This is a genomic window from Streptomyces sp. 3N207 (genome assembly GCF_052246355.1).
In the GTDB taxonomy this organism is placed as follows: domain Bacteria; phylum Actinomycetota; class Actinomycetes; order Streptomycetales; family Streptomycetaceae; genus Streptomyces.
The window spans coordinates 152,883-172,504 of record NZ_JBQQBV010000004.1 but is presented as its reverse complement, the minus strand read 5'-3'; the positions used below and the strand labels follow the sequence as shown (position 1 = coordinate 172,504).

Sequence of the window (19,622 nt, the reverse complement as noted above, 5' to 3'; positions counted from 1 at the left end):
TTCAGTCCTTTGTGCGGTGTTTCTGTGCTTCGTGCGGGGGCGCATCGTGCGGTAGTGCTTCGTACGGTGGTGCTTCGGTAGCCGGTTGCTGCGCGGCGGGGTGCTCCGCGGCGAGGTCTCCAGCAGTTGGTTGGTCGGCGTCCGACTGTTCGGCGGCGGTCGGTTCGTCGCTCAGCGCGGCCAGGGAGCGGCGCAGGATGTCGAGGACGAGATCGGCGCCCGCCCGCATCGGGTTGACGCGGATGACCCAGTCGGCGAGCTCCGGCGCATCGTCCAGGGCCGAGCTGGACATGCGGTAGAAGAGCGGCGCGATCTCGTACCGGGAGTTGGAGCCCACCGGAAACGGCGCCGCACCGAACCGCGCTGCCACCTCGGGGAGTTGCTCGGCGACAGGTCTCTCCAGCTGGACGAGCACGCATCTGTCCTGCGCGTTGGCGAGGCGTACATCGGCGACTCCGGGCACCTCCCCGGCGGCGAGGCGCTCGGCGACCTCGGTGCCGACGCGGGACTGGACGGCCCACATCACCGGCACATGGGTGAGGGCACGCAGCGCTTCGAGCGCCTGGTGGCCCTGGACCTGGCCGCCGCCCGAGTAGTTGTCGGCGCGCACCCGGGCGATCAGGTCGGCAGCGCCGACGACGGCGCCGACGCCTTCCGGACCGTGCAGCTTGAACAGCGAGAAGCAGGAGGCGTCCGCGCCCAGTTCGACCCCGGAGGCTGGCACCCGGAAGACGGCGTAGTTGTCGTCGGTGAGCGTGCGGACCCCGGCCCGCCGACAGACGGCCAGTACCTCGGCGGGGTCGTAGGAATCAGCGAGCCGCTGCCGGGTGTGCTGCACGTACGCCCAGCGGAAGCGGCCGGAGGCGAGCGCGGTCCGCAGCGCGTCGAGGTCGTTGAAGTCGGCCTCTGCCGTCTCGACGCCCAGCCCGCGCAGGGTGACGGCGGTGGAGCGGTAGACGGGTGCCCGGTGGATGAGCAGCGGCTCGCCCGGCCCGACGGCGGCGCTCAGCGCGGCACGGATCGCGCCGGTGCCCGCGCCTTGCACGAGCGCCGCGTCCTCGGCGCCGAAGTACTCGGCCAGCACCGCCTCGACCCGTGCGGTGGTCCGAGGCCGCCCGAGTCCCGGCACCACGCCGGCGTCGGCGGCGAACAGCTCCTCCCCGGCGAAGTGCGCGGCGGTGGCCTCCAGCAGCCGGAACTGCCGGGTGACCGCCTCCTCCACGGGGACGGTGGCCAACGGGAACGTACGGGGCAGCGGCGGAGGCACCGGCCGGGCGCCGGCCGGGCTGGGGCTGTTGGGTCCAGAGCCGCCCGGTCGGGAGGGCGTCGGCGGGGTGGCTGCCGTCTTGGCCATCTCAGATCTCCTCCGGGCCGGCGCCGGTCAGGAAGCGCAGCGGGTTGCGCCGGGTCATCAGGTCGATCAGGTCCTCGTCCACGCCCGCGGCGCGGGCGGCGGGGAGGAAGGAGCGGAACAGGTGGCCGTAGCCCTGGCCGCCCTCGGTCCGCAGATAGCCGTGCCGGGAGATGTCGCAACTGAGCAGCGCCCGGTCGGCATGCCCGGCCTCCAGCAGCGCGAGGAGCAGCCGCAGCCGCACGTCGTCGCTCTGGTAGCTCTCCTTGCCGACGGTGTCGAATGCCACGTACGCGCCCGCCTCGGCGAGCCGCCGGTGCACGGCCGGTGCGGTGAGGAGGTCCTGGTGCCCGACACAGATCCGGTGCGGGGCCAGACCCGCGCCGGTCAGCAGCTCGAACTGGGCGAGTCCGCCGTGGCCGAGTTGGGCGTGAGTGGCCACGGACAGCCCGGTGGCCACGGCTGCGCGCGCCGCGGCCCGCAGCACTCGGGTCTCCGGCCCGCTGGGCACCTCGCCGTGGCTGCCCAGCTCGCCGAGTACGCCCGGGCGGATCCCGGTCGGCGTGCCGTCGGGGCCGGCGATGCCGTCGCGGATCTCCCTCTCCAGGTCGGCGGCGAGCTGTTCGACCGAGGCCCCCGCCAGGTCCGCCACCGGGTGGAAGGGCTCGTAGTACCACCCGGTCGCGGCGACGACGGCCACTCCGCTTTCCTCGGCGATCCTGGCGAGCGTGCCCGGATCGCGGCCCATGCCCCGGCAGGTCAGCTCGATGACGAGGGAGAGGCCGAACTCCTCGCGAAGCTCGGTCAGTTCGCGGCTGACGGCAGGCCCGTGCCGCCGCGCGTCCAGGACGGCGGCACCGTCGCCCTTGAGGTCCAGGTCCAGGACCAGATGCTCATGAGCGAGGGCCGGACCGCGCACGGCCGCCGCGGGCAGGGGCCCTGCGACGGTGTGCAGCAGTGGCTCGGGACCGTAGGGAGTGGTGCCGTGGGGGGCGGTGCCGTGGGGGGTGCTCCAACTCATGGGGGCCTTCCTGGGTGGCAGGTGGCAGCGCGGCCTCAGCCCTGACGGGGGTGGCTCAAGAGCTGGAGGTCAGCCCTTGACGGGGGTGAACAGGTCGAGCCAGTAGAGGACGTTGAGCAGGACGCCGCCGACAAGCACCGCCGCGGGTGCCGCCGCCATCCGGACGACGGGGCGGCCCATCACCTCGTTGAGCAGATAGAGCCCGCCGACGATGAGGATGCCGAGCCCGGCGCCCATCGCATTGGCCGCCATCAGCGAGCCGAACAGGATGGCCAGGAGGAGGGTCTCGGTGATGGCCTTGCGCAAGTGCTCGGAGGAGTCGCGGACGCTGGGCAGCTTGCCGAGGAGCTTGCCGATGGAGGACAGGGCCAGGACTTCGAGGGCGAAGACGACCGCCCCAACTATCGCCGCGAGCACCGGGTTCGGCAGCAGATAGCCGATCGGGTAGACGATCGTGAAACCGACGATGCCGTAGGCACCCGAGGCGAGCGCCGTTGTCGCGATCAGTGGGATGAAGCCGAAGAAGCGGTAGAAGTCGACCTGCGCCGCCTCGGAGATATTGCCCTTGGCTATCAGGAAGCTGGTGGCCTCGCCGCCGCCGAATATGTGCATCTGCGCGAGCATGCAGATCCCCGCGCCAAGCACCATGAACAGCGGCAGATGGCGGCGCAGCCGGGCGGCGCTGGTGCTGAAGAGGGAGGCCATCGGGTCGTCCTCGGGCGGGCCTTCCGAGGCGGCGGCTCCCGAGGCGGCCTCGGCCTCGCGGTCCGCCTTGCGCTGGACCAGGTCGCGGCGGACGGCGAGCCCGATCAGCAGCAGCACGCCGACGGCCATGGCGAGGGCGCCCGCGAACATGTCGGGCCACAGCTTCATCGTCATGACGACGAGGGCGAGTTCGACGACGCCCGCCACCCCGCCCCAGGCGCGCCCGAACTGCTTGGTGATGGCCAGCACCGGGAAGAGCGTGAACAGGAAGAGGATCGGCGTCGACATCTGCTGCATGGCCGTCAGGAAGTCGACGGGCAGGTCGTGCGCCACCTCGTTGGCGCCGTTGAGGCCGAAGACGACCACCGCGCCCCAGCCGGCGCCCAGCAGCGGTGCGAGCCACTTCTTCGGTGCCAGCAGGCCCAGGATGTCGGTGGGCAGGAAGAGCAGCCACGGGTTGAGGACGCCGGAGGAGAGCGCCATCGGTGCGCCGAGTCCGAAGATGAAACCGGCGGAGAGCCCGAAGGAGACCGCCGCGGTGGCCGAGCGGGTGGTCCGCCCGTGGATGAAGTCCAGCATGAACGGGCGCACTCCGTCGTTGAAGACGGCCAGCGCCATGTGCGAGATGAACGCGGTCAGCGCGCACAGGAGGATCACGGTCAGCTGCTGCGGCAGCGAGAAGTCCAGTCCGGCGTTTGCTGCCAGCTGACTGCCGGCGGTGCTCACGGTACTCACGGGGGTTGCTCCTTCACGCCCGGGATGTCTGCGCCGGAACCCGGTCAGGCACGCGCGGCGACGGCGCGGCCGAGCAGGGGGGCGATGGTCTCGATCTGGTCCATGGAGAAGCCGAAGACCTTCTTGCCGTCGGCCAGCAGCGCGGCGACCTGGTCCTGTGTGGGCACCGAGCGGCCGAAGGTGTGGCAGGCGGGCTGCCCCATCAGGCCGACGAGCACGCCAAGGGAGGCCCCCGCACCGGTATGGCAGGTGCCGAAGAAGTAGTCGGCCTGGCCGGAGCGGAGCTTCATCGCGGCGTCCATGTCGCTGGAGACAGCAACTTCGACCCCGTCCAGACCGAGCGCTTGGACGGCGCTCGCGACCTCGGTCTTGCCGACTCCGCCGGTGAGGATCTTCGTCATGGCTGGGTGCCTCTCATCTGTGCTGCGGGGCCCGGTGGTTGTGCCTGGCCCGACGTGTCGGGGACGGGACGTGGTGGGGGCGGCGGTGAATAGCGTCGGGATGTCAGGACGGATCAGCCGGACACTCGCTGGGCCAGGACGGCCAGATGCAGGGCCAGGAAGTTGATCTCGGAGTCGGGCAGCGTGGCGCCCAACTGCGTCTCGGCGCGGGCGGCGGTACGGCGGGCGCGCTCGACGGCGGCCGGATGGTCGGCCAGCTCTGCGGCAACCTGCTCGTCGGTCTCGAACTTCTCGATGGACTCGCCCTTGAGCAGCCGGGTGAGGGCCATGACCAGATGGCTCGTCAGCATGCCTGCCGTCTCCTCCGTCACCGGAGCGCCCTCGTCGGCGAGCGCCGACAGCTCGGCCGCCACGAAGTCGACCACCTCGGGCTGGATTTGGCCGCCCTCGCGGAAGAGCTGGATGCGGAGTGCGAGTTGGTCGTCCACTGGCGTTCTCCTCGACGGGCGACAGAAGTCGGGATTCTGGATTCTCACGGCGGCCCGGACCCGGCCGGCTCGGGCCGTGCGCGGGCTCCCTGGGGACGGCGGGCCCGTCGGTGGTCAGTACGAGGGCATCCGGTCTCCTCGTACGACCGCTGACTGAAGCTCCGTCACCCGGCCGGGGTCGATGGCGTCCCGTATGGCGTGCAGTGCGGCCACGCTCTCGGCTCTGCCGATGACCGCCGCGCTGGAGTTCCGCAGGGACAGATCACGCGTTATCTCGTCGCCGAGCGGCAGCACGTCGATACCCGCGTCGATCCGGCCCTGCACCTCGTCGAGATTCCAGACGGTGGCGTCCGCCTTGTTCTGCGCCAGCAGATCGGGCAGCTGCATGTACGAGCACTCGATCCACTCGACGTCGTCCCGCTCTGCGAACGCCCGCTCTGCGAGCATCCGCTGGTCCTCCGAGGCATGGTCGACCGCGACGCGCAGCCCCGGTGCGTCAAGCGAGCCCCCCTCGCGCAGCAGCACCCCGTGGGCTCCGACATAGGTGGTAGGGCCGAGGTCGACCACCAGCGACAGGTCCTCCGGATACTCCTCGATCAGGCGGTCGGCGGCGAAGCGGGAGAGCACGACAAGGTCGGCCTTGCCCTCGAGCAGCGCTGTGGCCCGGCTTCCCGCGCCGCGCATGAAGGTGATGGCGAACGGCGTCCCCGCGTCGTCGAACGCGGCGCGCAGACCGGTGGCCAGGCCCTCGTAGCGGCGGGAGTAGGGCAGTGGCATCGCGGCGAGCAGCGTGCCGAGACCGGAGAGCCGCCACAGGACCGAGCGGTCCGAGCGGACGAGGAAGGTGCCCAGATGGCCGCGCGCCGCGGTCTCGATCGCCCCGGCCTCCTCCAGCAGCCGCAGTGCGGCCTGCACGGTGCCGTTGCCGCAGCCCAGCTCCTCGGCGAAGTCCCGCACCCGGGGCAGCCGCGTCTCCGGTTCGTACTCCAGCAGGAGGAGCGCGAGCTGGCGGGCCGCCAGGCCGTTGCGGGTCAGGAACCGCTCGTCGTAACCGTTCACGAAGGAACAGTAACCAGAATCCTGGATTCTTGACAAGACCCTTTCTCCTGGCGGGCGAAGGCTCGAGTCGACGGAGGCTCGCCATGCCCGGAACTGCTAGAAAAGGGGCATGCGCGGACTCTTCGGGCGCCGATCGGCTCGGCGTGAACGGCACCGCCGAGTGCCTCCCACCTCCCCGCGCTCCCGCCAGGGCTCAGGCGCAGAACGCCAGGACTCAGGAGCCCAACGCCAGGACTCAAAAGCACAACGCCTGGGCCCAGGAGCAGAGAGCACCCCGTCCCCCGGCATGTCCCCCGATGCCGGACAGCCACCGCAACCCGCGCGCCGCTTCCGGTTCCGGTTCGGTCCCCGCACCGTCGCGGGCGAGGTCTTCGTCCTCCAGGTGGCGGTCATCGTGCTGCTCATGATCGCCGTGGTGGTGGCCTTCGTGCTGCACGCCCGGTGGGCCAGCACCCGCCAGGCCAGCAACCAAGCCGTCGCCGTGGCCACGACCTTCGCACAGTCACCGGATGTGGTGCGAAGCCTGGACGTCCGGGACCCGACCGCAAAGCTCCAGCCACGTGCGGAGGCGCTGCGGAAGACGGCCGATGTCTCCTATGTGGTCGTCTGGAAGCCGAACGGAATCAGGGTCACGGCACCGGACCCCCGCCTGATCGGCAAGCGCGTCATCGGGCCGTACAAGAAGGCGGTCCGGGAGGCCCGCGAGGGTCGCTCCACCATCGAGACCCTCCAGGCGGCACCGGGCATGACCGTGAACTCCGCCGTCCCCGTCACCCGGCCGGACGGCACCCTCGCCGGGCTGGTGTCCACGGGGGTCACGGTGTCGCAGGTGAACGAGGGGGTGAAGAAACAACTGCCCGTACTGCTCATGTCGGCCGTCGGCGCACTCGCCCTCGCCTCGGGCAGCTCCGCGCTGGTGAGCAGAAGACTGCGGCGCCAGACCCACGGCCTGGGTCCGGAAGAGATGACCCGCATGTACGAGCACCACGACGCGGTGCTGCACGCCGTCCGGGAGGGCGTGCTCATCCTCGACGACGGTGGACGTCTGATGCTCGTCAACAGCGAGGCCCGGCGGCTGCTGGAGCTGCCCGAGGACGTGGAGGGGCGCCGTGTCGACCAGGTGGGCCTGAGCGCGGGCATGGTGGGGCTGCTGGCGTCGGGACGCACCGCCTCGGACGAGGTGCATCTGGCCAAGGGCAGACTGCTGGCCGTCAACGTCCGCTCCGCCCGCAGCGGGGAAGGGGCACCGGGCCGGGTGGCCACCCTCCGGGACACCACCGAACTGCACGCCCTGGAAGGCCGCGCGGAGGGGGCACGGGAGCGGTTGCGGCTGCTGTACGAGGCCGGGGTACGGGTCGGCACCACGCTGGATGTGGTCCGTACCGCCGAGGAGCTGACCGAGGTGGCCGTGCCCCGGTTCGCCGAATTCGCCACCGTGGAACTGCTGGACCCGGTGCTGCGCGGTGAGGAGCCGTCGGCCGCGCGCACCGATATGCGCCGTACGGCGATGAGCGGCGTCCGCGACGACCCGCCCCTTCTCCCGGTGGGCGAGGTCATCCGGACCGTCGAGACGGTGCCCGGCAAGGCCGTGGAGGACAGCGGACAGGCCGTCCTGGAAGCCGACCTGCGCGAGGCGCACGGCTGGCTGGCGCAGAACCCCGAACGCGGCCGACGGACCCTGGAGTACGGCATCCGCTCACTGATCAGCACCCCGCTGCGGGCCCGCGGTGTGGTGCTGGGCGCCGTGGAATTCTGGCGCACCGATCAGAGCGAGCCCTACGGCGAGGAGGACCTGGCCTTCGCCGAGGAGCTGACGGCACGCGCCGCGGTCAGTATCGACAACGCCCGCCGCTACACCCGTGAAAACGCCATGGCGGTCACCCTGCAGCGCAGCCTGCTGCCCCGCGGGCTGCCCGAGCAGGACGCCCTGGAGGTGGCGTCCCGCTACCGACCCACCAGGGCCGGGGTGGGCGGTGACTGGTTCGACGTCATCCCGCTGCCCGGCGCGCGGGTGGCGCTGGTGGTGGGCGACGTGGTGGGCCACGGGCTGCACGCGGCGGCGACGATGGGCCGGCTGCGCACGGCAGTGCTCAACTTCTCCTCCCTCGATCTGGCCCCCGAGGAGCTGCTGGCGCACCTGGACGAACTGGTCGACAGGATCGACCAGGACCAGACGGCCGAGGGCAACGGCGCGATGGTCACCGGAGCGACCTGCCTGTACGCCATCTACGACTCCGTCTCCGGCCGCTGCACCATCGCCCGGGCGGGTCATCCGGGACCCGCTCTGGTGCTGCCGGACGGCACCGTCGAGTACCCGGACGTGCCCGTCGGACTGCCGCTCGGTCTGGGCGGCGCACCGTTCGAGACGGCCGAGCTGCGGCTGCCCCCCGACAGTCGGCTCGTCCTGTACACCGACGGACTCGTGGAGGACCGCGAGCGCGACATCGACGACGGTCTCGCCCTCCTCCACGAGGCACTGACCGGGCACCCCGGCCGATCCCCGGAGGACACCTGCCGGGCGGTACTCGGCACACTGGTGCCCGCCGAACCCAGCGACGACGTCGCGCTGCTGGTGGCCCGCGCCCGGGTGCTCGACCCCGAGCGGATCGCACAGTGGGACGTGCCCGTCGACTCCGGCGCCGTGGCCCCGCTGCGCGCCCGGGTCACTCGAAAGATGGCCGAGTGGGGGCTGGAGGAGATGTCCTTCACCACCGAGCTCATCCTCAGCGAGCTGGTCACCAACGCCATCCGCTACGGCAGCGAGCCCATCCGGGTCCGGCTGCTGTACCAGTCGTGCCTCACCTGTGAGGTCTCCGACGGCAGCAGTACCTCCCCCCATCTGCGCCGCGCCGCCGCCACCGAGGAGGGCGGGCGCGGTCTGTTCCTCGTCGCACAGCTCGCCGAACGCTGGGGGACCCGCTACACCCCGCACGGCAAGGTGATGTGGACCGAGCAGGTCCTGTACCACGAGGCGACCGGCGGCGGGGGGCACGTAGGCAGCCTCCTCGACCAGTGGGACGAGCCGCTGTGACACCGCGGGCCGCCGCACCGTACGCGGCAGTTGGGCCACACCTGAGCCATGCCTGGCCCCACCCCGTCGCACCCCCGCACGCTCCGACATCACTGCCCCGCCTACGGTGTGGTGCAACAGGACAACGCCGTCCGCACACCACCGGCCTGTTGTGCCGGACCCCATCCCATCGGCCGCAGCTTCGGCCCTTCCGCCGCAGACAGGGCACACGCCGACAGCGCAGAGTGGACGGTTTCTACGGTCCCGTTCCGCTGGACCGCCGCACGAGAAGGGAGCCGCACGTGGAGCTGGACGCTGTGGCACGCAGACAACTGGATGCTGTGGCACGCAGACAGGACGCGATCGTCGCAGCAGTCCGCGAGGGGCTGCTCGGCCCGGAGGCTCCGGTCGTCGCCCTGCTGGACGTGCAAGGCATCCGGGAGAGTGCCCGGCAGTTGCACGCCGCGTTCGCCGGCCCCTCCCCCGTCCTCCACACCTTCGCCGTCAAGGCAGGCGCGCTGGTGCCCGTACTGGAGCTGCTGGCCGCCGAGGGGATCGGCTGCGAGGTGGCGAGCGCGGGTGAGCTGGCGCTGGCCCGAGCGGCGGGCGTCCCGGCCGCACGGACCGTTTTCGACTCCCCCGCCAAGACCGTGGGCGAGCTGCGCGACGCGTTGGAGACCGGCGTCGCGGTCAACGCCGACAACGCACAGGAGCTGGCCCGCCTCGACGCGCTGGTCGCCGGGCGCACCGCCGCCGAGCGCGCCGCCGCCGGGCAGGGCCCCGGCGCACCGGTCGGCCTGCGGATCAACCCCCAGGTGGGCACCGGCTCCATCGGCGCGATGAGCACCGCGACGGCCACCTCGAAGTTCGGGGTGGCGCTGCGCGACGAGGGCGTCGAACAGTGGGTCGTCGACAGCTGTCTGGCCCGCCCCTGGCTGACCCGGCTGCACTCCCACACCGGCTCGCAGGGCGTACCGCTGGAGCTGATGGCCGAGTCGGTACGCGTCGTCTTCGAGCTGGCCGAGCGGATCAACCGCGAGGCGGGCAGACAGCAGATCGACACCCTCGACATCGGTGGCGGCCTTCCGGTGAACTTCGCCGGTGACGAGACCGAGCCGTCCTTCGACACGTACGCCCAGCTGCTGCGCCGTACCGTGCCGGGGCTGTTCGACGGGCGGTACACCGTCGTCACCGAGTTCGGCCGGTCGCTGCTTGCCAAACAGGGCTTCATCGCTGCCCTGGTGGAGTACACCAAGACCGCCGGCGGCCGACGGATCGCCGTCACCCACGCGGGCGCGCACGTGGCGACCCGTACGGCGTTCGCGCCCGAGTCATGGCCGCTGCGGGTGGGCGCCTTCGACGCCCAGGGCGCGCCCAAGGGCGCACCGGAAGTGGTGCAGGACGTGGCCGGGCCGTGCTGCTTCGCCGGGGACCTGATGGCGCGTGAGAGGTCACTGCCCGAACTGGCACCCGGCGATGTGGTGGCCCTGTGGGACACCGGCGCCTACTACTTCTCCACGCCCTTCCAGTACAACAGCCTGCCCAGACCCGCCGTACACGGATTCCGGCGCACCCCTGACGGCCGTATCCGCTTCTCGCTGGTACGGCCGGCGCAGCGGATCGAGGAGGTACTGGCGGACAGTGGCGCCGCACAGAGCGGCGCGCTGACCGCCGGAGACACACGCTCCTCCTGACCTGTCCACCAGGCACACCCACACCCCCAGTGCGCAGTTCGGCGTGCCGGGGCTTCGGTGTGCCCCGATCCACGGAGAAGACGAACCCATGGCGCACGGAGCCGACACCCGCGGGGACCGAGCCGACACCCGTGGGGACGGGGGTGACCGCCGAGCCCCCCGTACGCCCCGCACCCGCCCCCACACGCACCGGGGGGCCGCTGGTGCGAGGACGGCTATGCGTCGGGCCTGCGCAACAGACAGGTACAGATGATCGCCGTGGGCGGCGCGATCGGCACGGGCCTGTTCCTCGGCGCCGGTGAGCGGCTGCACTCCGCAGGGCCGTCCCTGGTCGTGGTCTTCGCGGTCACCGGCCTGTTCGCCTTCTTCATCGCCCGCGCCATGGGCCAGTTGGTGATGCACCAGCCGACGTCCGGCTCGTTCGTCTCCTACTCGCGGGAGTTGCTGGGCGGCGAGAAGGCCGCCTCCGTCGCGGCCTGGGCGTACTTCCTGCACTGGATCTGCAGCGGCATCGCGGAGATCACCGCGGTGGCCGTCTATCTGCACTACTGGAGCGCCCTGCGCGCTGTCCCGCAGTGGACGCTGGCCCTGTTCGCATGTTGGTGGTGCTGAGTGCGAATCTGTTTCAGTTCGCTGGTTCGGCGAGTTCGAGTTCTGGTTCGCGCTCATCAAGGTCGCCGCGATCACCGCGTTCCTCGCCGTCGGCTGCTGGCTGTTGGCGAGCCGCCACCCGGTGCGGGGCCAGGCCGGCGGGCCGCAACTGATCACTGACCACGGCGGGATGCTGCCGCACGGCTTTGTGGCGGCCCTGTGGTCGTACAGGGCGTGGTTTTCTCCTACGCGGCGATCGAGATGGTCGGCATCACGGCAGGCGAGACGAAGCCCCCCCCGCACGGTCGTCCCTAAGGCCATCAACTCGGTCTCCTGGCGCAGCGTCGTCTTCTATGTGGGCTCCGTGCTGCTGCTCGTCCTGTTGCTGCCCTGGAGCGCTACAGCTCGCCTTCCTGCTGCTCGTCGTGGTGCTGATGGCCTCCGACGGGGACATCGGCACGTGGACGGTGGCGTGCCTGCCGCTGATCGCAACCGCGCTGTGGGCAGGCTGATACGCCGTACGGCGCCGGGTGACGGCGCTGGCAGCAGCTCGCTAACGGGAAGGCAAACGTGAGGGCGAGCGGCATGGAACGCGTGGACCGGCCGACCCCGCGGGCGGCTGACCTTGCCGGTGACCAGCCCGGATAGGATCCCGCCTGTTCTTGGAAGCAGAGGTCCGTTTCCGCAAGGGCCCGTTTCGCACGGGGGCTGAGTGTGTTCGCTTTTCTTCGCAAGTCGCCGATCTTCCCCTGGGTGGGCAACCGGCTCCGGTCGGCCCGCAGCGGCGGCGAGACGGACTCGGCGGTGCTCCGGGGGCTCGCCTGCGGTGCGCATCTTAAGTACGCCAACGGCGCCCCCTGGAACACCGTCGCCGCCCCGCACCCCGCCCCCAAGTGGGAACGCGCCCGGCTCAAGGCGATGTGGGGCGTCATCACACCCGAACAGTGGCACGAGATGGGGCAGCAGCTCCTCGATGGCCAGATCTCCACCCCGCTGTGGGACATGGCCATGGGCGCCCGGGCCGCCCTCCTCGTACGGCAGGACGGCGCCCCGGTCTACGAGCAAGCGTGGAACGACGCGATCGGCCGCCTTCTGGTGGACCGGTTCGGCCCCCACCATCCCGAACTGCGCAGCACGGCCACCGCCGTAGGCCAGGTCATCACCCGCGTCCCCCGCTACGAGGCCCGCTTCCGCGAGGACGGTCTCCTCCCCCCGCACACCTGCGTACGCCGCACCCTCGCCTGGGACCTGGGCCGCGCCGCCAACATGGCCTGCTGGGGCGTCGACGCCGGCTTCGCCCACCCCGGCGAGGCCCGCCAAGCGCTCCGCGCCATCGGCACCGCAGCAGCGGAGGAATACGACACCTGGACCGACTTCTCCCTCAGCTACGTTCTCGGCCGCTGCCTCCACTTCGACGAGGACACCTTCGGCCCCTGGTACCGCGAGGTCCGCACCTCCCACCACCTGCTGACCTCCCGCGGGGACAGCCCGTGGAGGGAGGTTGCCCTGCACGACTGATGTCCGAAGACCGCTTCAACTCCCGTATGGGGATAGGATCCTTGCGCTGCGCACCTTCCCGGAGGGTACGAGGCTCTGAGTTCAGCGTCCCTGCACTGAGCGTGAGGAGCGAATGGCCGGCCGTGCTTCGAGTACGGCACCACTGCGGATGCCCGGTAGGGCAACCCCGCTCTGCCATTCCGTAACTCACCCCCGTGGAGTGGTACGAATGGACCGAGCCAAGTACGTATCTGCGCGTCGTGTATGGATCCGTAAGGTCCTGCTCGACATCGCTACCAAGACCGTCACCAATCTCTTGGCGACGGCGCTGGCAGCGGTAGCGTCCCGCCTCTTCTTCTGAGGCGACACGTGGCGGGTCCGGCGAGCCCGCCACGTTCTTTTCCACGCCCTCGGGCCCTCAGAACAGTGGAAGCATCGGCTCTTGCGCGGCGGACTTCTTCTTGCGTCTACTCCGGGCACCACCACGCTCGGGGCGCTTCTGATGCGGAACACGCAGTGCAGAAGGCAGGTTCTCCCAGGACGGTCGTAGGCCATGAATCTGCACGTCGCCAACCAGCTCTTTCAGGTACGCGCGCGTCTCCTCGTCCGTTGAGTAGAGCACCGTCGCGCGGCTGGCACGGGTCAACAGCACGTGGTAGGCGTTGCGCACACATTCGCTGAACTTGTCGTCGGGCAGCTTCTTGCTCCGGACCTTGTCGTCCAGCGAGCCCTGTACGGCGACGCGCTTGACCCCCGTTTCCTTGTCTTTGCTCCACTTCCCTCGCTGGAACACCCAACGGTCACCGCGCCACACCATGTCGTCGCCCATGATGACGCCGCACCAGTCCCATTCGAGCCCTTGCGCTGTGTATACACAGCCGATCTGGCCAATGCCTGCTTCGTGCACGGACCAGATCTTGGATGGAGGCACGGTGCCGTTCTCGCAGGAACTGTCACTGTCAGCGTTCCAAGGGCGGTGCCAATCTCCGATGCGCACATCGGATACGAGGCGCTTCTCCGGCCCCTGCGGATCGGTCCATGGCCAGCAGAATCCGGCGACCATACGAGCGGAAGCGCCCGCATGGGACTCATGGTGAATGATCCGCTCCATTTCTTCGGGCGAGTCGACGACCTCGACGTGCATCAATCCGTCGGGAACCCACTCTCCGGGTTCTTTGTCGTTCAGGCCGAGGAGGTTTTGGACCCAGCGCACATAGGCGTCGCTTCCACCGCATCGATACTGGTCTCTGAGGTCGAAAGGAATGGCAGGGACCCCGCGCCGTTCAGCGGCTTCCCTGATCAGTTTCACCGTACCGACCTCGTTGGGCCGTACCGACTGTCCCTCATCAAGGAAGAACACGGTCACACGAGAGGCGTCCAGCAATTCATCGACCTGTGGCTTCGTGCCCTGTTTCTCCGCCGGTAGGCGGTGGTTCTCGGAGCGCTCCCGCAGCCGGTGAGCCTCATCGCAGATGAGGACGTCCAGGGGCTCTTCCGGAGGAGTCACAAAGCTACTGAAGTAGGTGAAGCTCTCCTTGAATTCCCGATCTCCGTAACCCACGTGGTCCTGCATTGCTCCGTTGAAGGCCCTGGATCCGCTCGCGTAGCGGACCTCTCGGCCCTCTGCCTCAAACTCCACCTTGAGCTGGAGTCCGATGGCGCTTTTCCCTGTGCCCGCGCCACCAGTGACTATGAACACGGCACGCTCTACATTTGAGGTGGGCTCATCAAGGACCTTGACAGCCCTTTCCTTGACGTGATCCGCCACCTTCCGCTGCTCACGCCGGAGAGTGAAGACAGTGTCCTCACCCCGCGACATGATCATGGCGTCGAGAAGGGGCGTATTCCACAGGCCCATCCTGCTGAGCAGGGTCTCGGCGTGCGAATGCCCGCTGTCCTCCCCGAAGTGTTTCCGCAGGTCCTTCATCAGCTGGTCGCGCCGGTCCCGCGTATAGACGGAGGAGTAGGCTCCCGTCGGCGCGTTGATGCCGAGCAGCGGCTGGACCGATTCCTCGGTCGCGTTATGAAGGTAGGTGAAACCGCTGCACTCGAAAGTCAACTCGTGGAGTGGTCCGGACTCACCGGCGAACAGCCCGAAGCTCGTGGCCAGTTGAAGGGCAGGGTGCTTCTTCGCCTTGGACATGCCCGGTACATAGACCTTATCCGCTGTTGCGGCCTCAACCTGGGTCACGGTCGACCAGCGCTTCAGCTCGACAAGCTGTACAGAGAGGCCGTGCGTCTCAGGGTGCCTTCCGACCAGCACCACATCGATGATGTGGGCCTCCTTCGGATCCCCGCCGACGGTGGCCGCGCACTCGACGACCATTTCAACGTGCCCCCGGCCCGCTTCCACCATGGTGTCGGCCAGTTCCACGAGGCTTTCCGCCCATGCGGTCCGCTCCCCGAGAGAGGCGCTCGTTTCACGGAAGTGCTTCCACCTCTCTGCCAGATGAGGCACCATACGGTGCCGTTTGTCCAGCGTGAGCAGGTCTTCCGCAGAAAGCTTCAGCAGGAGCATGGACACGAACGGATCTCCCCCAGGGCACGAGTGACTCGTGCGGGTGGGGGCATGTCCTGCTGGAAGCCCGTCGGGCCGCAACTGTTCCGAACGATCCTAGTGAATGACCGCGGTTCGGCGCAGGAGCGGCCGGCTCAGCCGACGGCAACCTCCCGCTGAACGCCTACCAGTTCGCGGAGCTTCGCCTGCGTCTCCGGATCGGTCGAATACACCACAGTGCCGACCATGCCGCGCGTCAGCAGGACCTTGTAAGTGTTGCGGATGAGCCGGTCGACGTCGTCGTCGGAAGTGGACTTCTTGAAGGCCGGGTCCTTGGACGCCGTGCGGTCTGTGATCCATCGGTCGCCGCGCCAGACCAGATCGGGTCCGATGATGACGCCCGACCAGTCGTACTCGAACCCCTGGGCCGTGTAGACGCAGCCGATCTGACCGAAACCAGCGGCGTCGGTGGCCCAGAGTGCGGACGGTGGCGCACCGGACAGGCCGCGATCACCCTTCAGGTTCCATGGGCGTGCCCAGTCGCCGATCACCACGTCAGCAGGGAGCGGGTCTCCTGGCTTCGGCTCTTTCGACCACTTCCAGCAGAAACCGGCTGATATACGGGCTCCGTACCCCTGAGCACGGCAGTCGTCCAGGAACCGCTCCATTTCCTCCGGGCTCTCCGCGATCCGCAGGTCCATCCTGTCGTCCGGCTCCCAGCCGACAGGCCCGCCCGACTCCAGTCCGAGGAGCCGCACAACCCACCGCAGGTAGGCATCGCTGCCGCCGCAGCGGAACTGACTGTCCAGGGGCACGACGGTGCAGGCGAGGCCCCGCTTCTCAGCGGTGGCCTGGATCTCGGGCACTCTGCCCATCTCACCAGGTCTCACCACCTGGTGTTGGTCGAGGAGGAAGACAGGAACACGAGCGGCGTCGATCAGCTCTTCCACCTGTGCCTTGCCGGTGCGAAGTGCGGCCGGGGTGTAGCGGTTGGCCGAAGTCTCGCGAATGCGGTGTGCCTCGTCGCAGATCAGGACATCGAGGGAGTTCTTCTCCGCGTCCATGAAGCTGTTGAAGTACTTGAAGAGGTCCTGCACGTCTCGCTTCCGGGAGCCCGCAACCTTGCGCATCGTCTTGGTGAATGCCTGCGAACCGGTGGCGTGCAGCGCTGGGACGCCTTGCCGGTAGAGCTCACCGAGGAGCGAGAGCGCGATCACGCTCTTGCCCGTTCCGGGGCCACCGGTGACGATCACGACTTCCTTGTGGTCGGCCTGCTTGGCCTTGCGAACGGCGTTGAGCACCATGCGGTAGGCGACCTGCTGCTCGTCCAGGAGGACGAACTGCTCGCGTTCGCGTACCTCCTGGGCCGCGACGGACATCAGCTGCTTGGAAGGGACCTGTTCCCCGCTGAGGAACGCGTCTCCCATGGGCGCGCCCGGCGCTTTATTGCTCAGTTTGGAGCGGAGGTAGTCGAGGAACTCGCCGCGGCGCTCTTCCGTGAACAGCTGACCCTGGTCGTCGACCTCGATGGTGCGCAGACCGCTGACGCCGAACTCGGTGGCGTTGTGCAGATAGGCCGCGCCACTCACCCGATGCCCGTGTCCGGCCACGGCACCGTTGAAGTTGACTACGTACTGGCAGTACCTGCGGACCTGCTCGATCGGGTTGAGAACCGGCCGGGCGTACGCGTCGATGTGGCAGAGCTCCGGGTCTTCCTCGTCCGGCTCCGCCTGCCCCCACTGTTTGAGCTCGACCACCACGTAGGAGGGCTCCCCGGTGGCCGGGTGCTTTCCGGCTAGCACTGCGTCGGCGCGCTTGCTGTTCAGCGGCAGCGCGTACTCCAGGAGGACCTCGACATCGCCGAGACCCGCGTCGTTCAGCGCGGCGGCAAGCACGGGGATGCTCCGCTCCCAGGACTGGGCCTCCGAAGTCCCGGCGCGGTGACCGAGTTTATGGAAGAACTGTTCGTTCAGGTGGAGGAAGAGCGAACCGTCAAGAGCCATGGCGGCAACCGTCTTGGCGGACGCGCGGAACAACAAGAAATGCCCCCAGGCAGCACGACGAGACTCGTGCGGGTGGGGGCATGTCCGTGTCTCCAGCTGAGCGGAGCGGAAGCCCGGCGGGCCGCGAATGACGAGGCGATCAAGGATACCTGCGCAGCACAGCCATGTCGCGGGTGGCTGTCCGTGGAGGAGAGAAGCGAATGTCACACTCCGCGGTTACGTGGTAGCTACGCCCTTGATGCCGACATCGGCAGCCCACGAGGAGCTGACCATCGAGCAGGGGCCCCGTTCCTGGCCGGGCTGTTGGAACTCCAGCCCTGGCTGGACAAGTGGCAGGGTGAGTTCGCCGCCGCCTACGCTGCGTGCCTCCCCCGCTCCCTGCTTCCGGGGCGACCGGCAGATCATGCGGTGCGAGCACCAGTCTGAGATCTCGCAGTGCGCTGCGGTGGTGCTCCACTTCGCCATCGCACCGCGCCAATTCTTTTGCTCCCACACGCAGTACCAGCCGCGCGGGCACGATGCTGGGTGGGATTCATCAGCACGCACGCTCCTCCGGTTCGCCGGTGTTCGTCACCGTACGCCCGTGCGGAGAGCTCCGGAACCGCGTACAGCAACGGTCCCCGCGCCAGTTGGCTGGGACGCTGTTGGTTATTCCGAGGGCTGCCGGTGGTGGCCGCGTCTCCACCTGCCGAGCGTCCGCAACGCTTGTGGTGCCTGGTGGGACCCCGGATGATCCAACAGCGTCGGGCAGGGGCCGGGTTCACGGCCGACGTGGCGGTTTCGTCATGAGGGCCCGGCCGGGTAACTTACTCAGCCGCTCAGGTAAACCTTGGCGTCGGCGGCGTTCCAGTAGCCGGTCGAGATCTTGGTGACCTTGCCGCCGCAGTCCTTGTACTTGTCGGTTACGCCGGACGGCACGAAGACGACCTTGCCATGGGCGCAACGGCCGTTGCCCTTGGTGTCGTTCAGCGTGCCCGTCACCTTGCGCTTCCCGTTCCAGGAGCACTCCTCATACTTGAGCGTGCCACCCTCAATCTTGATCTTCTTGTCCCAGCACGTCGGCGCCTGCACGCCGGTCTCCCCGGCCCGGGCCACGGCCGACGGCGCGGCCTTCGGAGCAACGGGCTGCGCCTGTACGCCCCCGGCCGGGATCGCGAACGCGGCCGTGCCCAGAGCGGCAGCCACCAGGCCCATACGGATCTTGCTCATCTCGGCTCTTCCCCCTTGTTCCCATGCTGCGTTGTGGCAGGTCGTCCTGCACTGGACCAAGAAACCCGCTGCCGCTCGGCGGAGGAAAGGTGTTTCGGGGACGGCCGAAGATATGTGGGGGACGCGCCTGGAGCGTTTACGTGCGAGCGCCCGCAGACTCGACTCGCTGGAACATTCGGAACCCTGACGTTCCCCCAGCGACGTCGGCTCCCAAGACCACAACTGGCCTTGGGAGCCGACGTCACATGAGGGGGCCCGGATCAACCAACCGCACGCTCCGTAGCACGTGCTGCGCGTCAGGCGCTCACCTCGCCGTCCTTGACGGCCGTCACGAACGCCGACCAGCCGTACGCCGCGAACGTGAGGACAGGGCCGTGCGGGTCCTTGCTGTCACGGACAGGGACGGCCGTGGCGAAGTCGTCGGAGACCTCGACACATGCGCCACCGTCTGGGTTGCTGTAGGAGCTCTTGCGCCAGGTTACGGCGCTCAGGTCGAGGGATGGCAAGGCACTTCCTCCAACATGCGCAGGACGAATTTTCGCGACTCAGCCGGGGACAGCGCCAAGTCGCGCAACGCATCGTAAGCACGTTGCAAGCGCTCAACCGACGCGTTTTCCTCGATGAGATCGCCCCCGTAGGTGCTCTCGCTGTACGCAACGGTACGCGCATCCGGAAGACGCAGGAACCACATGTCAGTCCCGACGAGGCCGTGCAGCCCTGCACTGAACGGCAACACCTGCACCGTCACATTCCCCCGCTCCATCACCTCCCCCACATACTCCAACTGCGCCCGCCACTCCCCCGCATCCCGCAACGGGGTCCGCAGCACCGCCTCCGACAGGATGGTGCGGAACGGCGGGGCGTCGTCGCCCTCAAGCAACGCGCGGCGGCTCATTCGGGCTTGGACCTGCTGCTCGAGCTCCATGCCTTTCAGTCCGCCGGCCGCGAGGACCTCCCTCGCGTAGCCCGGGGTCTGGAGCAGGCCCGGCAGGACGCTGACCGCGAAGTGCCACAGGCTGGTGGCCTTGGCCTCCAGTTCCATGTAGCGGCGGTAGCGCTCGCGGAACTGGGTCTGGTCGTTGATGGCGAGCTCCCACAGGGCCAGCAACAGTCCAGGTGTGCCGTAGTGCTGGTCGAGGGCTTCGACGACCTCGGGCCCTCCCAGCGTCTCTCCGCTCTCCATCTTTCCGAACAGGGACCAGTCCCAGCCCAGCCGTTCACCGAGCTGGCGCAGACTCTCCCCTCGCTGCGCCCGTAGGTGACGCAGTTCCTCCGCGAACCGGGCGCGTGGTTCGCGGCTGCGGCCGGTGATCGCTCGCCTCGTCGGCATGGTGCCTCCGTGGAAGGTGTGGAACATGCGC

At 69.0% G+C, this 19,622-nt stretch carries 18 protein-coding genes; 6 read left to right on the top strand and 12 right to left on the bottom strand.

Features of this window, described 5'->3' with window-relative positions; translation table 11 throughout:
• Position 1: 1 nt before the first annotated feature.
• The 6 genes from ACTWP9_RS08500 to yhfZ all read right to left on the bottom strand — a co-directional run bounded on the left by ACTWP9_RS08500 (position 2) and on the right by yhfZ (position 5,760).
• Positions 2 to 1,267 carry an aminotransferase class I/II-fold pyridoxal phosphate-dependent enzyme gene (locus tag ACTWP9_RS08500; RefSeq protein ID WP_443245592.1) on the bottom strand — a complete coding sequence of 422 codons (1,266 nt, stop codon included), beginning with the start codon at positions 1,265 to 1,267 and terminating at the stop codon, positions 2 to 4.
• An 88-nt stretch (positions 1,268 to 1,355) separates the two neighbouring features.
• Positions 1,356 to 2,372, bottom strand: a complete 1,017-nt coding sequence (locus ACTWP9_RS08495; protein WP_443245384.1) for a phosphotriesterase family protein — start codon at positions 2,370 to 2,372, stop codon at positions 1,356 to 1,358.
• Between the two features lie 69 nt (positions 2,373 to 2,441).
• Positions 2,442 to 3,803, bottom strand: coding sequence for a YhfT family protein (locus ACTWP9_RS08490; RefSeq protein WP_443245591.1), 1,362 nt, complete (start codon positions 3,801 to 3,803; stop codon positions 2,442 to 2,444).
• 53 nt (positions 3,804 to 3,856) lie between these two features.
• The gene (locus ACTWP9_RS08485) at positions 3,857 to 4,213 is read right to left on the bottom strand and encodes a DUF2620 domain-containing protein (RefSeq protein ID WP_443245383.1); all 357 of its coding nucleotides are present in this window, start codon (positions 4,211 to 4,213) and stop codon (positions 3,857 to 3,859) included.
• Positions 4,214 to 4,326: 113 nt separating this feature from the next.
• Positions 4,327 to 4,701 carry a PRD domain-containing protein gene (locus tag ACTWP9_RS08480; RefSeq protein ID WP_443245382.1) on the bottom strand — a complete coding sequence of 125 codons (375 nt, stop codon included), beginning with the start codon at positions 4,699 to 4,701 and terminating at the stop codon, positions 4,327 to 4,329.
• Between the two features lie 114 nt (positions 4,702 to 4,815).
• A complete protein-coding gene (gene yhfZ / locus ACTWP9_RS08475) occupies positions 4,816 to 5,760 on the bottom strand; it encodes a GntR family transcriptional regulator YhfZ (protein ID WP_443245381.1) in 945 nt (314 codons plus the stop codon).
• A 286-nt stretch (positions 5,761 to 6,046) separates the two neighbouring features.
• On the opposite strand from yhfZ, the gene ACTWP9_RS08470 reads away from it, so the two are divergent.
• The 6 genes from ACTWP9_RS08470 to ACTWP9_RS08445 all read left to right on the top strand — a co-directional run bounded on the left by ACTWP9_RS08470 (position 6,047) and on the right by ACTWP9_RS08445 (position 12,913).
• Entirely contained in the window at positions 6,047 to 8,791 is a 2,745-nt protein-coding gene (locus tag ACTWP9_RS08470; protein ID WP_443245380.1) for a SpoIIE family protein phosphatase, read from the top strand.
• Positions 8,792 to 9,072: 281 nt separating this feature from the next.
• A complete protein-coding gene (locus tag ACTWP9_RS08465; protein WP_443245379.1) occupies positions 9,073 to 10,464 on the top strand; it encodes a diaminopimelate decarboxylase in 1,392 nt (463 codons plus the stop codon).
• A 249-nt stretch (positions 10,465 to 10,713) separates the two neighbouring features.
• Positions 10,714 to 11,076, top strand: coding sequence for an amino acid permease (locus tag ACTWP9_RS08460; protein WP_443245378.1), 363 nt, complete (start codon positions 10,714 to 10,716; stop codon positions 11,074 to 11,076).
• Positions 11,003 to 11,629, top strand: coding sequence for a hypothetical protein (locus ACTWP9_RS08455; protein ID WP_443245590.1), 627 nt, complete (start codon positions 11,003 to 11,005; stop codon positions 11,627 to 11,629). Before ACTWP9_RS08460 ends, ACTWP9_RS08455 begins: the two co-directional genes overlap by 74 nt.
• Positions 11,630 to 11,769: 140 nt before the next feature.
• Positions 11,770 to 12,573 (top strand): DUF1266 domain-containing protein, encoded by an 804-nt coding sequence (locus ACTWP9_RS08450; RefSeq protein WP_443245377.1) that lies wholly within the window; start codon positions 11,770 to 11,772, stop codon positions 12,571 to 12,573.
• A 112-nt stretch (positions 12,574 to 12,685) separates the two neighbouring features.
• A complete protein-coding gene (locus tag ACTWP9_RS08445) occupies positions 12,686 to 12,913 on the top strand; it encodes a DUF6408 family protein (protein ID WP_443245376.1) in 228 nt (75 codons plus the stop codon).
• Positions 12,914 to 12,970: 57 nt separating this feature from the next.
• Here ACTWP9_RS08445 and ACTWP9_RS08440 read toward each other — a convergent pair whose 3' ends face one another.
• The 6 genes from ACTWP9_RS08440 to ACTWP9_RS08415 form a co-directional block, all read right to left on the bottom strand.
• The gene (locus ACTWP9_RS08440) at positions 12,971 to 15,070 is read right to left on the bottom strand and encodes a DUF2075 domain-containing protein (RefSeq protein WP_443245589.1); all 2,100 of its coding nucleotides are present in this window, start codon (positions 15,068 to 15,070) and stop codon (positions 12,971 to 12,973) included.
• A 134-nt stretch (positions 15,071 to 15,204) separates the two neighbouring features.
• A complete protein-coding gene (locus tag ACTWP9_RS08435) occupies positions 15,205 to 17,088 on the bottom strand; it encodes a DNA/RNA helicase domain-containing protein (RefSeq protein WP_443245375.1) in 1,884 nt (627 codons plus the stop codon).
• Positions 17,089 to 17,268: 180 nt separating this feature from the next.
• Positions 17,269 to 17,598, bottom strand: coding sequence for a peptidase inhibitor family I36 protein (locus ACTWP9_RS08430; protein ID WP_443245374.1), 330 nt, complete (start codon positions 17,596 to 17,598; stop codon positions 17,269 to 17,271).
• A gap of 264 nt (positions 17,599 to 17,862) precedes the next feature.
• Entirely contained in the window at positions 17,863 to 18,261 is a 399-nt protein-coding gene (locus ACTWP9_RS08425) for a hypothetical protein (RefSeq protein ID WP_443245373.1), read from the bottom strand.
• Between the two features lie 296 nt (positions 18,262 to 18,557).
• Positions 18,558 to 18,767 carry a DUF397 domain-containing protein gene (locus tag ACTWP9_RS08420; protein ID WP_443245372.1) on the bottom strand — a complete coding sequence of 70 codons (210 nt, stop codon included), beginning with the start codon at positions 18,765 to 18,767 and terminating at the stop codon, positions 18,558 to 18,560.
• A complete protein-coding gene (locus ACTWP9_RS08415) occupies positions 18,749 to 19,591 on the bottom strand; it encodes a helix-turn-helix domain-containing protein (RefSeq protein ID WP_443245588.1) in 843 nt (280 codons plus the stop codon). Before ACTWP9_RS08415 ends, ACTWP9_RS08420 begins: the two co-directional genes overlap by 19 nt.
• Positions 19,592 to 19,622 lie beyond the last annotated feature (31 nt).